Source organism: Paenibacillus assamensis DSM 18201 (assembly GCF_000422445.1).
Classification (GTDB): domain Bacteria; phylum Bacillota; class Bacilli; order Paenibacillales; family Paenibacillaceae; genus Paenibacillus_B; species Paenibacillus_B assamensis.
In genome coordinates this window covers 12,637-32,024 of record NZ_AULU01000022.1, presented here as the reverse complement: position 1 = coordinate 32,024, position 19,388 = coordinate 12,637, and the positions used below count along the sequence as shown (strand labels likewise).

Below are 19,388 nucleotides of genomic sequence, written 5' to 3'. Positions count from 1 at the left end.
ATCACTTGAGTTATATCATGTCAAGAATATTTTTGATAAAAACTTTGTCGCTCGCTTCATGTAATTTACTACTTCAATAAACTTTTCATTAACTACACTAAGCAACAATTTCTCGACCTTTCTACTATACCATCTTGTCCGAGATTTTCAATAACAAACGTTGCCATTGCATCTACTAGCAGCTTATTTGTTATCCATATAAAAACCGTTAGGGGAACTACTTATGCAGCCCCCTAACGGCCAGTATATTATGCTATAGAAATCAGCAGATAGATCGACTCTGAATTAGTCAGCTACGCTAACTACTTCTTCGGAATCCAATGCCTCTTCGTTCGTCTCTTCAAGCGGGTTGATTACTTTAACACTGCGGTAACGGTTCATACCTGTACCTGCAGGAATCAACTTACCGATGATGACGTTCTCCTTCAGACCAAGCAATTGGTCCACTTTGCCCTTAATCGCTGCATCTGTCAAGACACGAGTCGTCTCTTGGAAGGATGCTGCAGACAAGAAGGAATCTGTCTCAAGAGACGCTTTTGTAATACCGAGCAATACTGGTTTAGCGACTGCTGGCTCTTTACCAGCCAAGATCGCTTCCTTATTAGCCGTTTCGTATTCATAAATGTCTACGAATGCGCCTGGTAGAAGCGTAGTGTCTCCAGCATCGATAATACGGATCTTACGAAGCATCTGCTTGATCATAACTTCAACGTGCTTGTCGTTGATTTCTACACCCTGGTTACGATATACGCGCTGAACTTCCTGAAGGATATAGTTCTGAACGCCACGAATACCTTTAATGCGAAGCATTTCTTTAGGGTCAATAGAACCTTCTGTAATCTCGTCGCCCGCCTCGATCGTCTGGCCTTCATGTACACGGATACGAGATCCATAGCTCGCTGCATAGACTTTCGTCTCAGCTTCGCCTTGTACTTCAACCTCACGACGATCTTTCGTTTCACGGATTTCTTTGATTACGCCGTCGAGTTCAGAGATAATCGCTTGACCTTTCGGATTACGCGCCTCGAACAACTCTTGGATACGCGGCAAACCTTGTGTAATATCGTCACCCGCAACACCACCGGTGTGGAACGTACGCATTGTAAGCTGCGTTCCTGGTTCACCGATCGATTGCGCGGCGATGATACCAACTGCTTCACCGATCTCAACGAATTTACCTGTTGCCAAGTTACGACCGTAACACTTCTTACATACGCCATGACGTGCACGACAGCTAAGAACGGAACGGATTTGAAGTTTCTTGACACCAGCTTTAACGATTGCATCTGCTTTGTCAGAGTCGATCAATTCGTTACGGTTAACGATGATCGCACCTGTTTCTGGATGACGAACCGTTTCAAAGGAGTAACGACCTTCAACACGATCATACAAACCTTCGATAACCTCTTTGCCGTCAGAAATATCCGCAACAAGGAAGCCTTTATCTGTACCGCAATCGTCTTCGCGCACGATAACGTCTTGTGCAACGTCAACGAGACGACGTGTAAGGTAACCGGAATCCGCTGTACGAAGTGCTGTATCGGCAAGACCTTTACGAGCACCGTGCGTGGAGATAAAGTACTCCAAGACCGTAAGACCTTCACGGAAGTTCGATTTAATCGGCAACTCGATGATACGACCAGACGGGTTGGCCATGAGACCACGCATACCGCCTAGCTGAGTAATCTGCGATTTATTACCACGGGCTTTGGAATCAACCATGAGCATGATGGAGTTATAGCGTTCCATCGATTTCATCAAGATATCAGTAATGACATCTTTTGATTTCGACCAAACTTCAATAACTCGGTCATAACGCTCTTCATTCGTAATAAGACCACGACGATATTGATTTGTAATAACCTTAACTTTGTCATCAGATTCTTTCAATACCTCGATCTTCTCTTGCGGTACGATAACGTCAGATACCGCTATAGAGATACCCGCACGAGTCGAGTATGTGAAGCCGAGTTGCTTGATCTGATCCAAGATAACAGCTGTTTTAGTCGTATGGAACGTCTCAAAGCAACGAGCAATGATCTGACCCAAATAATCTTTACCAACCGCACCAGTTTGCGGAATATTTTCGATATACTCACGATAGTTCGCGCCTTTATCGTAAATAAAGTAGTGATCTGGTGTTCCCTCAAACAAGTTTTGCTTCGACGGCTCATTGATGTAAGGGAAATCAGCTGGGAAGATTTCATTAAATATAATACGCCCTACCGTTGTAACGAGAAGAGCATCTTGTTGTTTTTCTGTGAAGCACGTCTTACCAAGTGCTTTAACTGGAATGACAACGCGAGCATGCAAGGAAGCAACGTCACGCTGATAAGCGGAAACAGCCTCATTCATGTTCGACAAGATCATACCTGTACCTTTAGCTTCTTTGTTATCCATCGTCAAGTAGAAGGATCCGAGGACCATATCCTGGGATGGCGTAACAACTGGCTTACCGTCTTTCGGGTTCAAGATATTGCCGGAAGCGAGCATTAGCAAACGTGCTTCTGCTTGAGCTTCTGCGGACAATGGAACGTGAACCGCCATCTGGTCACCGTCGAAGTCAGCGTTATAAGCTGTACATACGAGCGGATGAAGCTTAATAGCACGGCCTTCAACCAAAATTGGTTCGAATGCCTGGATACCGAGTCTGTGAAGCGTAGGTGCACGGTTAAGAAGAACTGGATGTTCACGGATTACTTGCTCGAGAACGTCCCATACTTCTGGGCTAACACGCTCAACTTTGCGCTTCGCACTCTTAATATTGTGAGCCAAGCCTTTGTTAACAAGCTCTTTCATAACAAACGGCTTAAACAATTCAAGTGCCATTTCTTTCGGCAAACCGCACTGATACATCTTCAAGCTCGGTCCTACTACGATAACCGAACGTCCGGAGTAGTCAACACGTTTACCTAGCAAGTTCTGACGGAAACGTCCTTGTTTACCTTTCAGCATGTGGCTGAGAGATTTCAATGGACGGTTACCCGGTCCTGTAACTGGACGACCACGACGACCGTTGTCGATGAGCGCGTCAACTGCTTCTTGAAGCATACGCTTCTCATTTTGAACGATAATGTCAGGTGCACCCAAGTCAAGAAGACGCTTCAAACGGTTATTACGGTTAATAACACGGCGGTACAAGTCATTCAGGTCAGAAGTCGCAAAACGACCGCCATCCAACTGTACCATTGGGCGAAGCTCAGGTGGGATAACTGGCAATACATCGAGAATCATCCAATCCGGGAAGTTTCCAGAATTACGGAATGCTTCGATGACTTCCAAACGCTTAATCGCACGATTACGGCGTTGGCCTTGTGCCGTACGAAGATCTTCCTTCAACGTTTCAAGATCTTTCTCGAGATCAAGGTCTTGAAGCAATTTCTTAACTGCTTCAGCACCCATGCCTGCTTGGAATGCAGGGCCGTATTTTTCACGGTAGCTGCGATATTCCTTCTCGGAAAGAAGCTGTTTCTTCTCAAGAGGTGTATCACCTGGATCCGTGACCACGTACGATGCGAAGTAGATAATCTCTTCGAGTGAACGTGGTGACATATCAAGTGCCAAGCCCATACGGCTTGGAATACCTTTGAAATACCAAATGTGAGATACTGGAGCTGCCAATTCAATGTGACCCATACGCTCACGACGTACTTTTTGACGCGTTACTTCAACACCGCATCGATCACAGACAACACCTTTGTAACGAACACGCTTGTATTTACCGCAATGACATTCCCAGTCTTTCGTCGGTCCGAAGATTTTTTCGCAGAACAAACCTTCTTTCTCCGGCTTGAGCGTACGATAGTTGATTGTCTCCGGCTTCTTTACTTCACCGCGAGACCACGAACGGATCTTTTCGGGAGAGGCAAGCCCAATCTTCATAAATTCAAAATTGTTGACGTCCATCTAGGAGCGACCCTCCTTAATCTGTACTTGAGATCACCGTCTATTGTTAGACGGCCTAGTGAACTTCGTTCTATCTTCGAGCAAATGTCTCCCTAAGAACAACAAATTCCCTAGAACAGACGGTTATACACCATGTAATGATAGTAGGCAGCTAATGCTGCCTGCTATCATCCTGCTAGTTCTATTTATTCCACTGCGTAGTCGTCATCCAAACCAAGATTCAGTTTGTCTTGAGGAACATCATCATCCTCATCGAGTTCACGCATTTCAATTTCTTCTTCATTCTCTGTCAGAATCTTAACGTCCATACCCAAGCTTTGAAGCTCTTTAATCAATACCTTGAAGGACTCTGGAACACCCGGTTCTGGAACGTTCTCACCTTTAACGATCGACTCGTACGTTTTCACGCGGCCAACAACGTCATCGGATTTGACAGTAAGAATTTCTTGCAACGTGTATGCAGCACCGTAAGCCTCAAGTGCCCAAACCTCCATCTCACCAAAGCGCTGTCCACCGAACTGAGCTTTACCACCCAACGGCTGCTGCGTAACGAGAGAGTAAGGACCTGTAGAACGCGCATGGATTTTATCGTCAACCATGTGCGCGAGCTTAATCATGTACATAACGCCGACAGTAACTTCACGTTCGAAGCGCTCGCCTGTACGACCATCGTACAATACGGTTTTACCGTTGCGTTGCATACCTGCTTCTTCCATTGTATCGAATACGTCATACTCCGTTGCACCGTCGAATACCGGTGAAGCAGTATGCATACCCAAGTAACGTGCTGCCATACCCAAGTGAACTTCAAGTACCTGACCGATGTTCATACGGGATGGAACGCCTAGTGGGTTCAATACAACTTGAACTGGCGTACCGTCTGGCAAGAACGGCATATCTTCTTCAGGCAAGATACGAGCGATGACACCCTTGTTACCGTGACGTCCCGCCATCTTATCTCCTTCAGAGATTTTACGTTTCTGTGCAATATATGCACGCACGAGTTGGTTCACGCCTGGTGGCAATTCGTCACCATTCTCACGCGTGAACACTTTGACATCAACAACGATACCGTCAGTACCGTGAGGTACACGCAAGGAAGTATCACGAACTTCGCGTGCCTTCTCACCGAAGATTGCATGAAGCAAACGCTCTTCAGCCGTCAACTCAGTAACACCTTTAGGTGTAACTTTACCAACGAGAATGTCACCTGCTTTAATCTCAGCACCAACACGGATAATACCGCGTTCGTCGAGATTCTTCAATGCCTCTTCACCGACGTTCGGGATGTCACGAGTAATTTCTTCTGGTCCAAGCTTCGTATCACGAGCTTCAGACTCGTACTCTTCGATGTGAATAGACGTATACACGTCTTCTTTCACGAGTTTCTCAGAGAGAAGAATCGCATCCTCATAGTTATAACCTTCCCACGTCATGAACGCAACGACAACGTTGCGACCGAGTGCCAGTTCACCCATCTCCGTGGAAGGACCGTCAGCCAGAATATCGCCAACTTTGACGATTTCGCCGCGTTTAGCAAGCGGACGCTGGTTGATACAAGTTCCTTGGTTAGAACGCATGAACTTCTGCAATTTATGCTTAACGAGATCACCACGTACCTCGCGGCCATCTACTATTTGAATCTCACGAACTTGAATTTCGTTCGCACTTACACGCTCAACAACACCATTAATCTTAGACACGATACATACGCCGGAATCTTTAGCCGACTTATGTTCCATTCCCGTACCAACAAACGGAGCCTGCGGAATTAGCAATGGCACCGCTTGCCGCTGCATGTTTGATCCCATGAGCGCACGGTTAGAGTCATCGTTCTCCAAGAACGGAATAAGCGCTGTTGCAACGGATACTACCTGTTTAGGTGATACATCCATATAGTCGACGCGTTCCGTCGGCATTGTAAGGATGTTATCCGATTGCTTGTTGTAACGAACGATTGTTGCCTCATCACGGAATGTTCCATCTTCATTAAGAGGGGCATTCGCCTGTGCGACAACATAATTGTCTTCTTCATCCGCTGTCATGTAATCGATATGATCGGTTACTTGACCTGTCTTAGGATCAACCCAACGATATGGTGCTTCGATGAAGCCATATTCGTTCACACGAGCAAACGTGGACAAGGAGTTGATCAAACCGATGTTCGGACCCTCTGGTGTCTCGATCGGACACATACGACCATAGTGGGATGGGTGAACGTCTCGGACTTCAAAGCCCGCGCGCTCACGCGTCAAACCGCCTGGTCCTAACGCAGAGAGACGACGCTTATGCGTCAGCTCAGCCAACGGATTCGTTTGATCCATAAATTGCGACAACTGAGAGCTACCGAAGAACTCCTTAATTGAAGCAATAACTGGACGAATGTTGATTAGAGCCTGCGGCGTAATAACATTCGCATCTTGAATGGACATACGCTCACGAACAACACGTTCCATACGGCTAAGACCGATACGGAATTGGTTCTGAAGCAATTCACCAACAGAGCGCAAACGACGGTTACCTAAGTGGTCAATATCGTCCGTGCTTCCGATGCCGTGTAGCAAGTTGATAAAGTAGTTGATAGACGAGATGATATCTGCCTGAGTGATGTTCTTAACAGACTTATCGATAATCCCGTTCGCAATCAGCTTCACAATTTTGCTGTCGTCAATCGGTGAATATACGCTAATCGTTTGCAATGGAATATCGTCCGTCTCGTGTACTCCACCAGCTACATGATGTGTCTTGAAGCCAATGTTACTTTCCAAGCGCGGCAATATTTCATCTAACAAACGACGGTCAATCATTTGACCTGCTTCTGCAACAATTTCTCCCGTATCCGGATCAACCAATGTCTCAGCAAGACGTTGATTGAAGAGACGGTTCTTGATGTGAAGCTTTTTATTAATTTTATAACGACCTACATTGGCCAAGTCATAGCGCTTCGGATCGAAGAAACGAGCGATAAGCAAGCTTCTTGCATTATCCAATGTCGGCGGCTCGCCTGGACGAAGGCGCTCATAAATTTCAATCAGCGCTTTCTCAGTAGAGTCTGTATTGTCTTTATCAAGAGTGTTACGAATATATTCATCGTGACCGAGCAAATCTAAAATTTGTTCGTCAGTTCCGAAGCCCAATGCACGAAGAAGTACCGTTACTGGGATTTTACGCGTGCGATCGATACGAACATAGATAATATCTTTCGCATCTGTCTCCAATTCAAGCCATGCACCACGGTTCGGAATTACTGTAGCCGTATAGTTCTTTTTCCCGTTTTTGTCGATTTTTGTGCTAAAATAGACACTTGGGGAGCGGACTAACTGGCTGACAATTACACGTTCTGCACCGTTGATGATGAACGTACCGGTTTCTGTCATGAGCGGGAAATCTCCCATAAATACTTCCTGCTCTTTTACTTCACCAGTTTCTTTATTAAGAAGACGCACCTTTACACGAAGCGGTGCCGCATATGTTACATCGCGTTCTTTTGATTCATCGACCGAGTACTTCGGCTCACCTAAGCTGTAATCGATAAATTCCAGAACTAGATTACCTGTGAAATCCTGAATCGGAGATATGTCTTGGAACATCTCTCGCAATCCTTCATCCAAAAACCATTGGTACGATTTCTGTTGGATTTCTATCAAGTTCGGAACTTCGAGAACTTCTTCGATGCGCGCATAACTACGTCGAGTGCGTCGTCCATATTGAACAAGATGTCCTGCCAACTTATACTCACCCCTCATGTCTACTCAAAAAAATTGGATTGCGAATCCTTTTCGATATCCTTTATAATAAAGTCCACGAAAGTGACTCTAAAACACTAAAGTTAAGAAACAAACACAAAAAGAAAACATACGCTCATAACAAAAACGCTGATAACGCATATTTGCAATGGACGCCGTTTCCCCATTCCGTCATTTCGGTGTTGCCATAGTTCTTCATATTCGATAGATTTGCCCAAAATGTAAACATTATACGTCACTTAACGAAAATGTATGCATGCTTTTCATAAAAAAGCTTGACATTTCAGTGATTTAAAGACATGAAGACCATTCTAATACTGACATTCTATAATAATAACACACCACAAATATCAAGTCAATTAAAAGTGGTTATTAATATACGCCATACTCCAGTGAAGATATTGCCAATCAGGATTTAAGCGCACGATAAATTCGATACCCTTTATCTTTGGCTACTTCCTCTACACTATCTTTGCCAAATAAGTCTTGAAGCTTCTCAACTGCCGATGGCGCACCCTGCTTCTTCTGAATAACGATCCACAGGCTACCACTTCCATTAAGCTGATGATAGGATTGCTCAAAAATACGATGCACTACTTCCTTACCCGCACGAATTGGCGGATTCGTTAATATAACGTCGTATTTCTTGCCTACTAGCGCGTTCAATCCATCACTCTCGTGAATCGTTACATTTGATACACCATTCAAACCGGCATTTTCTTGTGCCAAAGCAAGAGCACGATCATTTACATCTACCATCGTCACATGACCACTTGGATTTAGTTTTGCCGCTATCAAGCCAATCGGCCCGTAGCCACAACCTACATCCAGCACCTGACTGTTCGCCGGAATTTCCATATGCTCAATCAACACTCTACTACCATAATCGACACTACCTTTTGAAAATACGCCAGCATCTGACCATAACCGCAAAGATATTCCACGTAAATTAAACGTCAGCTCTCGTTTGTTATGTGCAACTTGTTGCTCTTTACTGTAATAGTGAGCCATTTGCGGCACCCCCTATCTTTCTTTCCTCTATTGCCTAGGATGCGTCAAAGACACAGTATGTCATCCGTCGTATCCTAGACAACGAACCCCTTGAAGTCAAGTTCAAGGGGTTCGAATCAAGAAAGTAGCTATTACTTAACTTCTACAGTTGCGCCTGCTTCTTCAAGCTTAGCTTTAACTGCTTCTGCTTCTTCTTTGCTTACTTTTTCTTTCAAAGCTTTTGGAGCGTTGTCAACTAGCTCTTTAGCTTCTTTCAAGCCAAGACCAGTGATTTCGCGAACTACTTTGATTACGTTGATTTTGCCAGCGCCTGCGTTAGTCAAAATAACGTCGAATTCAGTTTGCTCTGCAGCAGCTTCACCAGCGCCACCAGCCATAACTGCTACTGGAGCAGCAGCTGTTACGCCGAATTCTTCTTCGATTGCTTTAACAAGATCGTTCAATTCCAATACGGACATGCCTTTAATGGCTTCCAAGATTTGCTCTTTGCTCATTAGGATAACCTCCATTTAGTTCTTTTATAAGTTTAGGACACATTCTTGACGAATAAGTCTCTTACGCTTCGGCTTCTTGCTTCTCTGCAACTGCTTTGACTGCCAATGCGAAGTTGCGAACAGGTGCTTGAAGCACGCTGAGCAACATGGACAGCAAACCATCGCGGGATGGCAATGTTGCCAATGCTTGAATTTGTGCTACGTCTACGACGCGACCTTCAACGACGCCACCTTTAATTTCAAGAGCGTCATTTTTCTTTGCGAAATCATGCAAGATTTTCGCAGGAGCAATTGCGTCTTCACGGCTGAACGCGATCGCTGTAGGTCCAGTTAGAACCTGATCCAACTCAGACAATTCAGCTTCTGCTGTTGCACGACGAACCAATGTATTTTTCAACACTTGGAATTCAACGCCTGCCTCACGCAATTGTTTACGAAGTTCAGTTACCTGAGCTACGCTCAATCCGCGGTAGTCCGCAACAACCGTAGTTGCGCTGCCACGCAATTTCTCAGCGATTACTTGAACGGATTCTTGTTTCGCTGCGATAGTATTTGCGTTTGCCACTCGATCCACCTCCTACAAGATTAATGACCGCATGTATTCGATGTTTCTTAACGCCTTAGCATAAGAAAAGCCTCTGCAGTGTTCTACAGAGGCATCACGAAGCGAATGGCGGGCGGGCTACGCCCAACCATCGCACTCATTCTATTCGAACACCTCGGTAGGAAATTAAGCCTTGCGGCACCTACTGTCTACGGTACGTTTATTCAAATTTAATTCAACACGTTGTCAACAACAACTCTATTAGAGTAACACGTCCAGCCGATTAATGTCAACCTTTAGCGTTAATTACCAATAGTTTGTCTTATCTTAGCGATAAGAAGCTGTGTTTACGCGTGCTGCAGGACCCATCGTGGAAGAAACCGCGATGTTCTTCATGTAAACACCTTTAGCCGCTGCTGGCTTAGCACGGTTAAGAGCATCGATTAGAGCTTTCAAGTTTTCGTTCAACTGTTCAGCGCTGAAAGATACTTTACCGATAGGTGCGTGAATTTGACCTGCTTTGTCTAGACGGTATTCGATTTTACCAGCTTTGATTTCTTGAACAGCTTTAGTAACATCGAAAGTAACCGTACCAGCTTTAGGGTTTGGCATTAGGCCTTTACCACCAAGGATACGACCCAATTTACCAACTTCACTCATCATGTCTGGTGTTGCTACGCAGACATCGAATTCGAACCAGCCTTGTTGAATTTTGTTGATTAGATCTTGATCTCCAACAAAATCAGCACCAGCTGCTTCTGCTTCTTTAGCTTTCTCGCCTTTTGCAAATACGAGAACGCGTTTAGTTTTACCAGTACCGTGTGGCAATACAACTACACCACGAACAGCTTGGTCTTGTTTACGAGGGTCTACACCCAAACGAACTGCAGCTTCAACAGTCTCGTCGAATTTAGCAGTCGCTGCTTTTTTCACCAATTCAATGGCTTCAGCTGGCTCGTAGATTGCATCTTTATCAATCAACTTAGCAGCTTCAAGGTATTTCTTACCGTGCTTTGCCATGATATTTCCTCCTTTGTGGTAATAACGGATAAACCTCCCACATGTGCGTACGAAGACGGATTAGTCTTCTACAACAATACCCATGCTGCGTGCTGTACCTTCAACCATGCGCATAGCCGCTTCTACGGACGCTGCGTTAAGGTCAGCCATTTTTTGTTCTGCGATCTCACGAACAACGCTACGCTTTACAGTCGCAACTTTCTTCTTGTTAGGCTCGCCAGAACCTTTTTCCACTTTAGTAGCTACTTTCAACAATACTGCAGCTGGTGGAGTTTTCGTGATGAACGTAAAGGAACGATCTTCGAATACAGAAATCTCAACAGGAATGATAAGACCTGCTTGATCAGCTGTTTTCGCGTTGAACTCTTTACAGAACGCCATGATGTTAACACCTGCTTGACCCAATGCTGGACCTACTGGTGGTGCAGGATTCGCTTTACCTGCTGGAATTTGCAATTTGACAACTTTAATGACTTTCTTCGCCATGTTGTACACCTCCTTGCGCTAATATGTGGGCAGAGTTAGCTCTCCCACAAAAGAAACCTTCTGAAAAGATTTATTAAATCTTCTCCACTTGGTGGTAATCCAACTCAAGCGGGGTTTCTCGACCAAACATGTTTACATGAACCTTAAGCTTTTCTTTGTCTGTTACAATCTCTTCGATTGAACCAACAAAGTTTGCAAAAGGCCCTACCTTAATGCGCACTGATTCTTTCAGTTCGAAGTCGACTGTCGGCTTCGGCGCTTCCATACCCATTGTTTTCAGAATCTGATCAACTTCTTCTGGCAACAACGCTGTTGGTTTGGAACCTGAGCCTGTTGAACCAACGAATCCAGTAACACCTGGCGTATTACGCACAACGTACCACGATTCATCAGTTTGGATCATCTCGACAAGAACATAACCTGGGTAAACTTTACGCATGACAGTCTTTTTCTTACCGTCTTTGTTTACCAGTTCTTCTTCCATAGGAACAAGAACACGGAATATCTTATCTTCCATGCCCATCGATTCGACGCGCTTTTCGAGATTGGCTTTCACCTTGTTTTCATACCCTGAATAGGTATGAACGACATACCATCTTTTTTCCATACTTGTTCCACCTTGGGACTTTTATTAAATAATCGCTTCGACAATCGCCGAAATGCCGATGTCCAACACCCAAAAATAAAGCGTAACAAAGATGACCGTAGATAATACAACGATCGTATAGCTTGTCAACTCTTTACGGTTAGGCCAGCGAACTTTCTTCAATTCGCCCCAGCTGTCGGAGAAGAAGGAAAACATCGAACCAAAACTACGCTTCACATTCCCTAAGAAAGCCACGGACTGCACCTCCACCTAGCTTATCTTGTTTCACGATGAGAAGTATGCTCGTTGCAGTACTTGCAGAATTTCTTGAACTCGATGCGGTCTGGATGATTGCGCTTGTTCTTTGTTGTCGTATAGTTGCGTTGTTTGCAGCTTGTGCAAGCCATCGTAACGATTACGCGCATGTTGTACACCTCCTGAAGACACCTTTTAATGATAAGAAGCGTCGGAATTTTATCCTAAAAACGTACGCATATTTAGGGCTACCTAAAACACTTTATCATACGGGTAATTTCATGTCAATGAAATTTATGTTGACGCCATGGGGGTTTATGCCCTTTACTCTATCATATCCGACAGCTGAATACAAAGGTAAAGATCGTCAAACTTTTATTGCTATCAGTATGGTAGTTTTCTTTTCAAACTAAACCTGTACAGACCATTTACGATAATAAATCAAAAAAAGTCAACTTCTTTTAAGTAAGAAGTAGACTCAAATCTGTAAATAATAGCGAATTCATAACTAACTATGCCAGTTCAACACCGTCGCGCACTTCCAGATAACGCTCTAGCTTACGTTTAACACGTTGCAACGCATTATCAATCGACTTCACATGTCTATCCAAATCAACTGCAATCTCCTGATATGACCGACCATCTAAATACAGCATCAACACTTTCCGTTCTAGATCGCTTAGTATTTCTGACATCTTATCTTCAAGACCAACAAATTCTTCTTGATTGATAATAAGTTCTTCAGGATCAGAAACCCTTGAACCCCCGATTATGTCTAATAATGTACGATCTGAATCTTCATCATAAATCGGCTTGTCCAGCGAAACATAAGAATTAAGAGGAATGTGCTTCTGACGCGTGGCAGTCTTAATGGCAGTGATAATCTGCCGGGTAATGCAGAGTTCCGCAAATGCCTTGAATGAAGCTAACTTGTCTCCTTTGAAATCACGTATCGACTTGTATAGTCCGATCATACCTTCCTGTACAATATCTTCACGATCAGCTCCAATGAGAAAGTAAGAACGGGCCTTAGCACGAACAAAATTGCGGTACTTGTTAATCAAATACTCCAAAGCATCGCAATCACCTTCACGGACAGCGTCCACGAGTTGTTCATCCGTCCATTTATCGTATGGGAACGTGCTTAATTCTTTGAGGTCTACACTCACTAGCAATCCCTCCGGCCTGCAACGCAATCCACCCGTTACATCACAAATGATAGATTTAGTATATAGAATAGTTGGTATACCGTCAACCGCGAGAAAGCTTGATCCCATGCGAAAAAAACACTTTCACTTTAAAGATCAACTGGAAACTATTGAAACTACCTACCAAGTAGGTCAAATATTTGCTCATTTACTATAGTGCTGTTTATTTCGATTTACCACGCCTAAGCTGCTCTAGCTTTAACAAAACATCGAGACTAAGCTTCTCTTCTAATGGATTACGCTTCACAGGATAGAGAGCTTGATCGCGAATATGAACCTGTACTTCTTGACGAGCTTGTTGAATGACGAGCTGTAATTCACGTGCAGAAACTCGCAAAGCTCCTTGAGCAAATGCTACATTTTGCTCCGTCATATCTGAAGTGGCTACATAGATCGCCCGGCGCCGATGTTTGAGCTCAGCTACAAGACGCTCTATACATTCATCGGCTGTTTCTTTTTCCTTTGTAAATGTTATGTTCACATCGCCTTGCTTGTAGGAAGCCCCTAGCCCAGGTACTCGATAGGCATCGAATACAGTAATAACTCGACGCCCCGAATAAGCCTGATAGTCAGCAAGCATATCCAGCAACCGATTGCGAGCTTCCTCCAAATTTTGATCAGCCAGCTGCTTCAAATTTGACCATGCTCCAATCATATTGTAGCCGTCAACAAGCAATACATCACGATAATCAGACTGTTGTGCCATAAAGGTCACCCCCGGCGATGACGCACAACCTCATACATGAATATTCCCGCTGCAACCGACGCATTCAAAGAGTTTATCTGTCCAGCCATCGGAAGCTTCAGCAATACGTCGCAAGATTCGCGGATAAGACGTCCCATTCCCTTATTCTCATTGCCAATTACAAGTGCAACTGGAGAGTCAAACACATTCGTGTCATATATCTCTTCACGTGCTGACACATCTGTTCCAACGACCCAAACTCCACGCTCTTTTAAATCTGCGATAGTTGATGCTAAGTTCGTCACTCGCGCTACTGGTACATATTCAACAGCACCCGCGGAAATTTTCGATACGGTAGCCGTCAAACCAACAGAGCGACGCTTCGGAATAATGACCCCGTGAACTCCTGTACAGTCAGCTGAACGTAAAATAGAACCTAAATTATGAGGATCCTCTATCTCATCCAAAATAAGCAAAAACGGCTTCTCTCCGCGCTCTTCTGCACGAGCCAACAGCTCGTCCACTTCGAAATAAGCATATGCCGCAACTTGAGCGACTACACCTTGATGCTGTACACCTTCAGCCATTTGATCGAGCTTGCGCTTATCTACAAACTGAACGACAACACCTGCTTTTTTCGCTTCCGCAATAATCGGCTGTGTTAAATGTTTTTGCGCCTGCTCAGCAATCCATATTTTATTGATCGTTCGACCGGAGCGAAGCGCCTCTGTAACGGAGTGCTTCCCGGCAATAAGTTCTTGTTCTTCCATCGTGTATATCCTCCTAGCTATTACATCGTTCTAAGTTAACTTAGCATTTCAAATCATTTTTTCTCTATTTACTGTCATCGAGAACGACGGCTGGTTCCTTAACAGAACCATCCTCTTCAGACATCATCAGTTCCACTAATTCACGGAGCCGTTCCACCCGCTTCTCGTAATACAAAAACCCAAACAAAGCTTCTAACGCTGTAGCTTGCCGATATTCATTTACGTTAGCACTCTTTGGTACATTAGATTTCGTATTTCGTCCTTGCCGTACGACATCTGCCTCTTCTTCAGACAAAAACGGTACAAGTTTTTGTAAATTACGAGCTTGCGCCTTAGCAGAAACCAGCTTAATCGACTCACGATGCATATGATTTGGCCGATGGTTTGCCTGTGATATCACATATTGGCGCACAGCCATCTCGTATACCGCATCTCCGATGTACGCAAGTACAATTGGATTAAGCTGCTTTGTATCCTTAGAAGGACGATAAGGGAACAGCCAATCCAACTGTCCCGCTTCTACCTGTCCCAGCTGACGTTCTTGCTGTTGCTGCTCATCTACCATCGTCAACTGCACTCCTTTCATGCCCGCTTCCAGCGAACACCTTGCGGTGTATCTTCAAGTACAATACCACGCGCCGTTAACAAATCGCGAATCTCATCTGCACGAGCCCAATTTTTTGACTGGCGAGCTTCGATTCGTTCTTGAATCAACTGATCAATTTCTGCATCGAGCAATTCTTCTTGTTCTACTACAATTCCTAGCACTTCATTCATTGCATCGAATGCATCAATGAGTGCAAGCAGATCAGCTGCTTGCAGCGTATTAGCTTGTGCCTGCTGCTGTACCCACACATTTGCTTCTGTAGCCCACTCAAACATCGCTGTTATCGCATCGGCCGTGTTGAAATCATCCTGCATCTTCGCGTCGAATGTTTCAAGAATGTTTGCCAGCTTAGCTTGCAGCTCTTCATTTGGCTCTCCATGGCTAGATACATCGCCCGCTTCATCATGAACAGATACGCCAAGCGATTGCAAAGCATGCTTCACATTCGCTACTGCATTTTCTAGGCGCTCGACCGATTTCTCCGCCTGTTGTATCGCTTCAGCCGAGAAATTCAACGGGTTACGGTAATGAGTAGCTAAAATAAAGTAGCGAAGTGCATTTGGCTTATATGCCTTAACTAATTCTCTAACAAGCACACCGTTTCCAAGCGACTTCGACATTTTTTCATTATCCATATTAATATAACCATTATGCATCCATACGTTAGCCAAAGGCTTGCCTGTTACTGCCTCGGACTGCGCTACTTCGCACTCATGGTGTGGGAACGTTAAATCTTTACCGCCGCCATGTATGTCAAGCGTGTCACCAAGGTAGCGACGAGCCATTGCCGAGCATTCGATATGCCAGCCAGGACGACCTTCTCCCCATGGACTACTCCATGAAATTTCACCTGGCTTAGCGGCTTTCCAAAGTACAAAGTCTTCTTGACTTTCCTTGCGCTTATCCACTTCGATCCGAATACCGAACTGCAATTCATCGATCTTTTGATGAGATAGTTTACCGTACTCCTCAAACTGCTTCGTGCGGAAATAAACATCTCCACCGGACTCATAAGCAAAGTCTGTCTCCACTAATTTGGAGATGAACTCAATAATTTCTTGAATATGCTCTGTCACACGCGGATTCATTGTTGCACGACGAATACCAAGGGCATCGCAATCTTCTAAGTAAGCTTCGATATAGGTGTCAGCTACTTCATTAACCGTCACGCTCAACTCTTGAGACTTCGTAATCAGTTTGTCATCTACATCTGTAAAGTTCATTACATATTGTACATCGTATCCGATTGTCTCCAGATAACGACGTACCACATCGAACACCATAGCTGGCCTTGCATTACCAATATGAATATAGTTGTACACAGTTGGACCGCACACATACATCTTTACTTCACCCGCTTTTTGCGGTGTGAAAAGCTCCTTCTCACGTGTCATCGTATTAAATATGTTAAGCGTCATATCTGCTTTACCTCCTTCAAGTCGGGTTGTCCCGTACTACTATTCATTGACTGTTTAATCGTTTTCTCATGTCTCGCGTCATTCACCGAAGACCCCGAGCTGTTCACTTGTATATGCTGGCGCATCCGTTCAAGTTCCGTCTTCAATCCAGTTATCTCCTCTTCCATGGAACGGAGCATATCGATAACAGGGTCAGGCAGCTGTGTATGATTCAAACGATCAATTTTAATTCCATTTTGCTTAACGATCCGCCCCGGATTACCTACCACTGTACAATTGGATGGTACTTCTCTCAGCACAAGTGAATTCGCACCTATATTAGAATTATCCCCTACTGTAAAAGAACCAAGCACTTTCGCACCGGAACCGATAACAACATTGTCTCCGATTGTAGGATGACGTTTGCCCTTTTCTTTTCCCGTACCACCAAGAGTAACCCCTTGATAAATAACAACATCATCACCGATAATACAGGTTTCCCCGATGACAACTCCCATACCGTGGTCAATAAACAACCTCTCTCCGATCGAAGCGCCTGGGTGTATTTCAATTCCGGTCATAAATCGGCTCACTTGAGAAATCATCCGAGCAACCGTAAACCAGCGGCGTCTAAAAAACCAATGTGCAACTCGATGAGCCCATATCGCATGCAATCCTGAGTAGGTAAACACAACTTCGAACTTACTACGTGCAGCTGGATCATTCTCGAATACTGTCTGTATGTCGGACTGGATTAGCTTTCGTATACGTCCCATAATTTGTACATTCTCCCCCTGAACCGCCATTTTGTATGGTTGGTCATAAAAAAACGCCCCTGTAGCTATGCTACAGAGACGCGACGCGTGGTTCCACTCTGTTTGGATCGGAGATAACTCACCAATCCCACTCCTGCGTTCTGTAACGTGAACGACTCGTCATTCTTTACCTTAAGCCTTTCTCTTTAAATTAAAAGATGGCTTATATCAAAAATGAAGCTTCCGGGTGCAATGCATACAATTAACATGAGGTCATTTACACCTTACGAAACATGCTTCGTAATAGACCCTCTCTGGACATGCCATTTACTTGTATACTCTCCCGTTCAACGCTATTTCAATTATTCATACTATTTCTTTTCATGTATACATCAGTATACGAGAAATGATCTTATCTTGACAATCCTAGGATTGCGAAAGCCAGTGAATTATGCAGATACACCATTTTGCAGGCGCTTCAATACCGTTTCACGACCAAGCAAAATAATCGTCTCATTCAAATCACGACCGTGCATTTGTCCAGAAACCGCTACGCGCACAGGCATAAACAACCCTTTGCCTTTTGCACCAGTTTCCTTCTGTACTTCTTTCAATGCACCTTTTACCGTTTCAACATCCCAAGCGGATGCCGCTTCCAACTTACCATGCAAAGCTGCAAGTACAGTTGGCACTTGTTCCTCGGACAATACTGCTTGTGCTTCCTCGTCGATTACTAATTCATCGCGGAAGAACAAATCAGACAATTCCACGATATCCGAAGCACAGTTCATCTGCTCCTGATAAAGCTTCACGAGCGCTTTTGCCCATGCCGCTTGTTCTTCGCTAAGCGATTCAGGCAGCTTTCCTGCTTTCTGAAGATGCGGAATAGACATGTCCGCAATGCGGTCCGGGTCTGCTTTTTTCATATACAAGTTGTTTAAGTGCTTCAGCTTGTTCGTATCGAACACAGCAGGACTCTTAGAGAGACGGTTTGCATCGAAAATTTGGATAAGCTCTTCACGCGAGAACATCTCTTCTTCGCCTTCTGGAGACCAACCAAGCAATACGATGAAATTGAACATTGCTTCTGGCAAATAGCCAAGTTGGTCATATTGCTCAATAAACTGAACGATCGACTCGTCGCGCTTACTAAGCTTCTTGCGATTTTCATTTACGATAAGTGTCATATGTCCGAATATTGGAGGTTCCCAACCAAGCGCTTCATAAATCATCAACTGACGAAGCGTATTCGTAATATGATCCTCTCCACGGAGAACGTGAGACATTTTCATCTCATAATCATCAACAACGACAGCAAAGTTGTACGTCGCAATACCGTCTTTCTTAATGATAACCCAGTCTCCCGTTGTATCGGACTCGAACGTAATCTCGCCTTTTACAACATCATCAAATGTGTACGAACGACCTACTGGTACTAAGAAACGAATGCTTGACTCACGGCCTTCTGCTTCAAGACGAGCGTGATCATCAGCTGTTAAATGACGGCAAGTACCAGCGTACTTAGGCGTCTCGCCGCGCTCCATTTGAGCATCGCGCTCTTTTTCAAGCTCCGATTCCGTACAGTAACATTTAAAAGCATGACCGCGATCCATAAGATCTTGCGCATACTTACGGTACGTTTCCAAACGCTCAGTCTGGCGATATGGACCGAAGTCGCCGCCAACATCAATACTCTCATCCCACTCGATGCCGAGCCATTTCATATATTTGAACTGGCTTTCTTCTCCGCCAGCTACATTACGCTTCACGTCTGTATCTTCAATACGAACGATGAACTTCCCGCCATGACGGCGAGCGAATAAATAGTTGAATAACGCTGTACGTGCATTACCAATATGCAAGTGTCCTGTAGGACTAGGTGCATACCGGACGCGGATGTCTTTTGTCATTATGTATC

General features: G+C 44.5%; 17 protein-coding genes and 1 other annotated feature. All 17 genes read right to left on the bottom strand.

What is annotated here, in order from left to right:
- Positions 1–285: 285 nt before the first annotated feature.
- The 17 genes from rpoC to gltX all read right to left on the bottom strand — a co-directional run bounded on the left by rpoC (position 286) and on the right by gltX (position 19,380).
- Complete coding sequence (rpoC, locus tag H580_RS0112660; RefSeq protein WP_028595120.1) at positions 286–3,906, bottom strand: DNA-directed RNA polymerase subunit beta'; 3,621 nt, start codon at positions 3,904–3,906, stop codon at positions 286–288.
- Between the two features lie 185 nt (positions 3,907–4,091).
- The gene (gene rpoB / locus H580_RS0112655) at positions 4,092–7,634 is read right to left on the bottom strand and encodes a DNA-directed RNA polymerase subunit beta (protein ID WP_028595119.1); all 3,543 of its coding nucleotides are present in this window, start codon (positions 7,632–7,634) and stop codon (positions 4,092–4,094) included.
- A 426-nt stretch (positions 7,635–8,060) separates the two neighbouring features.
- Complete coding sequence (locus H580_RS0112650) at positions 8,061–8,663, bottom strand: class I SAM-dependent methyltransferase (protein ID WP_028595118.1); 603 nt, start codon at positions 8,661–8,663, stop codon at positions 8,061–8,063.
- A 131-nt stretch (positions 8,664–8,794) separates the two neighbouring features.
- Positions 8,795–9,157 carry a 50S ribosomal protein L7/L12 gene (rplL, locus tag H580_RS0112645; protein ID WP_028595117.1) on the bottom strand — a complete coding sequence of 121 codons (363 nt, stop codon included), beginning with the start codon at positions 9,155–9,157 and terminating at the stop codon, positions 8,795–8,797.
- A gap of 61 nt (positions 9,158–9,218) precedes the next feature.
- Positions 9,219–9,722 carry a 50S ribosomal protein L10 gene (gene rplJ / locus H580_RS0112640; RefSeq protein WP_028595116.1) on the bottom strand — a complete coding sequence of 168 codons (504 nt, stop codon included), beginning with the start codon at positions 9,720–9,722 and terminating at the stop codon, positions 9,219–9,221.
- 54 nt (positions 9,723–9,776) lie between these two features.
- Positions 9,777–9,934: a sequence feature (ribosomal protein L10 leader region), on the bottom strand.
- 94 nt (positions 9,935–10,028) lie between these two features.
- Positions 10,029–10,721 (bottom strand): 50S ribosomal protein L1, encoded by a 693-nt coding sequence (gene rplA, locus H580_RS0112635; RefSeq protein WP_028595115.1) that lies wholly within the window; start codon positions 10,719–10,721, stop codon positions 10,029–10,031.
- Between the two features lie 60 nt (positions 10,722–10,781).
- Entirely contained in the window at positions 10,782–11,207 is a 426-nt protein-coding gene (gene rplK, locus H580_RS0112630; RefSeq protein ID WP_028595114.1) for a 50S ribosomal protein L11, read from the bottom strand.
- A gap of 73 nt (positions 11,208–11,280) precedes the next feature.
- Entirely contained in the window at positions 11,281–11,814 is a 534-nt protein-coding gene (gene nusG / locus H580_RS0112625) for a transcription termination/antitermination protein NusG (RefSeq protein ID WP_028595113.1), read from the bottom strand.
- Positions 11,815–11,838: 24 nt separating this feature from the next.
- On the bottom strand, positions 11,839–12,030 hold the full coding sequence (secE, locus tag H580_RS0112620) for a preprotein translocase subunit SecE (RefSeq protein ID WP_028595112.1): 192 nt from the start codon (positions 12,028–12,030) through the stop codon (positions 11,839–11,841).
- 38 nt (positions 12,031–12,068) lie between these two features.
- Entirely contained in the window at positions 12,069–12,218 is a 150-nt protein-coding gene (rpmG, locus tag H580_RS0112615; RefSeq protein WP_028595111.1) for a 50S ribosomal protein L33, read from the bottom strand.
- Between the two features lie 342 nt (positions 12,219–12,560).
- Positions 12,561–13,217, bottom strand: a complete 657-nt coding sequence (sigH, locus tag H580_RS0112610) for an RNA polymerase sporulation sigma factor SigH (protein ID WP_028595110.1) — start codon at positions 13,215–13,217, stop codon at positions 12,561–12,563.
- Positions 13,218–13,419: 202 nt separating this feature from the next.
- On the bottom strand, positions 13,420–13,962 hold the full coding sequence (locus tag H580_RS0112605) for an NYN domain-containing protein (RefSeq protein ID WP_028595109.1): 543 nt from the start codon (positions 13,960–13,962) through the stop codon (positions 13,420–13,422).
- Between the two features lie 5 nt (positions 13,963–13,967).
- Positions 13,968–14,711: a 23S rRNA (guanosine(2251)-2'-O)-methyltransferase RlmB gene (gene rlmB, locus H580_RS0112600; protein ID WP_028595108.1), complete on the bottom strand. Its 744-nt coding sequence runs from the start codon at positions 14,709–14,711 to the stop codon at positions 13,968–13,970.
- A 64-nt stretch (positions 14,712–14,775) separates the two neighbouring features.
- Positions 14,776–15,297 (bottom strand): Mini-ribonuclease 3, encoded by a 522-nt coding sequence (locus H580_RS24165; protein WP_245583560.1) that lies wholly within the window; start codon positions 15,295–15,297, stop codon positions 14,776–14,778.
- Complete coding sequence (cysS, locus tag H580_RS0112590) at positions 15,294–16,736, bottom strand: cysteine--tRNA ligase (protein ID WP_028595107.1); 1,443 nt, start codon at positions 16,734–16,736, stop codon at positions 15,294–15,296. Before cysS ends, H580_RS24165 begins: the two co-directional genes overlap by 4 nt.
- Complete coding sequence (gene cysE, locus H580_RS0112585) at positions 16,733–17,491, bottom strand: serine O-acetyltransferase (protein WP_028595106.1); 759 nt, start codon at positions 17,489–17,491, stop codon at positions 16,733–16,735. Before cysE ends, cysS begins: the two co-directional genes overlap by 4 nt.
- 428 nt (positions 17,492–17,919) lie before the next feature.
- The gene (gltX, locus tag H580_RS0112580; protein WP_028595105.1) at positions 17,920–19,380 is read right to left on the bottom strand and encodes a glutamate--tRNA ligase; all 1,461 of its coding nucleotides are present in this window, start codon (positions 19,378–19,380) and stop codon (positions 17,920–17,922) included.
- Positions 19,381–19,388 lie beyond the last annotated feature (8 nt).

Coding starts and splice junctions, on each gene's coding strand:
- rpoC (WP_028595120.1), bottom strand. CDS start 3,906: ATGGACGTCAACAATTTTGAATTTATGAAGATTGGGCTTGCCTCTCCC.
- H580_RS0112650 (WP_028595118.1), bottom strand. CDS start 8,663: ATGGCTCACTATTACAGTAAAGAGCAACAAGTTGCACATAACAAACGA.
- rplL (WP_028595117.1), bottom strand. CDS start 9,157: ATGAGCAAAGAGCAAATCTTGGAAGCCATTAAAGGCATGTCCGTATTG.
- rplA (WP_028595115.1), bottom strand. CDS start 10,721: ATGGCAAAGCACGGTAAGAAATACCTTGAAGCTGCTAAGTTGATTGAT.
- rplK (WP_028595114.1), bottom strand. CDS start 11,207: ATGGCGAAGAAAGTCATTAAAGTTGTCAAATTGCAAATTCCAGCAGGT.
- nusG (WP_028595113.1), bottom strand. CDS start 11,814: ATGGAAAAAAGATGGTATGTCGTTCATACCTATTCAGGGTATGAAAAC.
- rpmG (WP_028595111.1), bottom strand. CDS start 12,218: ATGCGCGTAATCGTTACGATGGCTTGCACAAGCTGCAAACAACGCAAC.
- H580_RS0112605 (WP_028595109.1), bottom strand. CDS start 13,962: ATGGCACAACAGTCTGATTATCGTGATGTATTGCTTGTTGACGGCTAC.
- rlmB (WP_028595108.1), bottom strand. CDS start 14,711: ATGGAAGAACAAGAACTTATTGCCGGGAAGCACTCCGTTACAGAGGCG.
- H580_RS24165 (WP_245583560.1), bottom strand. CDS start 15,297: ATGAAAGGAGTGCAGTTGACGATGGTAGATGAGCAGCAACAGCAAGAA.
- cysS (WP_028595107.1), bottom strand. CDS start 16,736: ATGACGCTTAACATATTTAATACGATGACACGTGAGAAGGAGCTTTTC.
- cysE (WP_028595106.1), bottom strand. CDS start 17,491: ATGGGACGTATACGAAAGCTAATCCAGTCCGACATACAGACAGTATTC.
- gltX (WP_028595105.1), bottom strand. CDS start 19,380: ATGACAAAAGACATCCGCGTCCGGTATGCACCTAGTCCTACAGGACAC.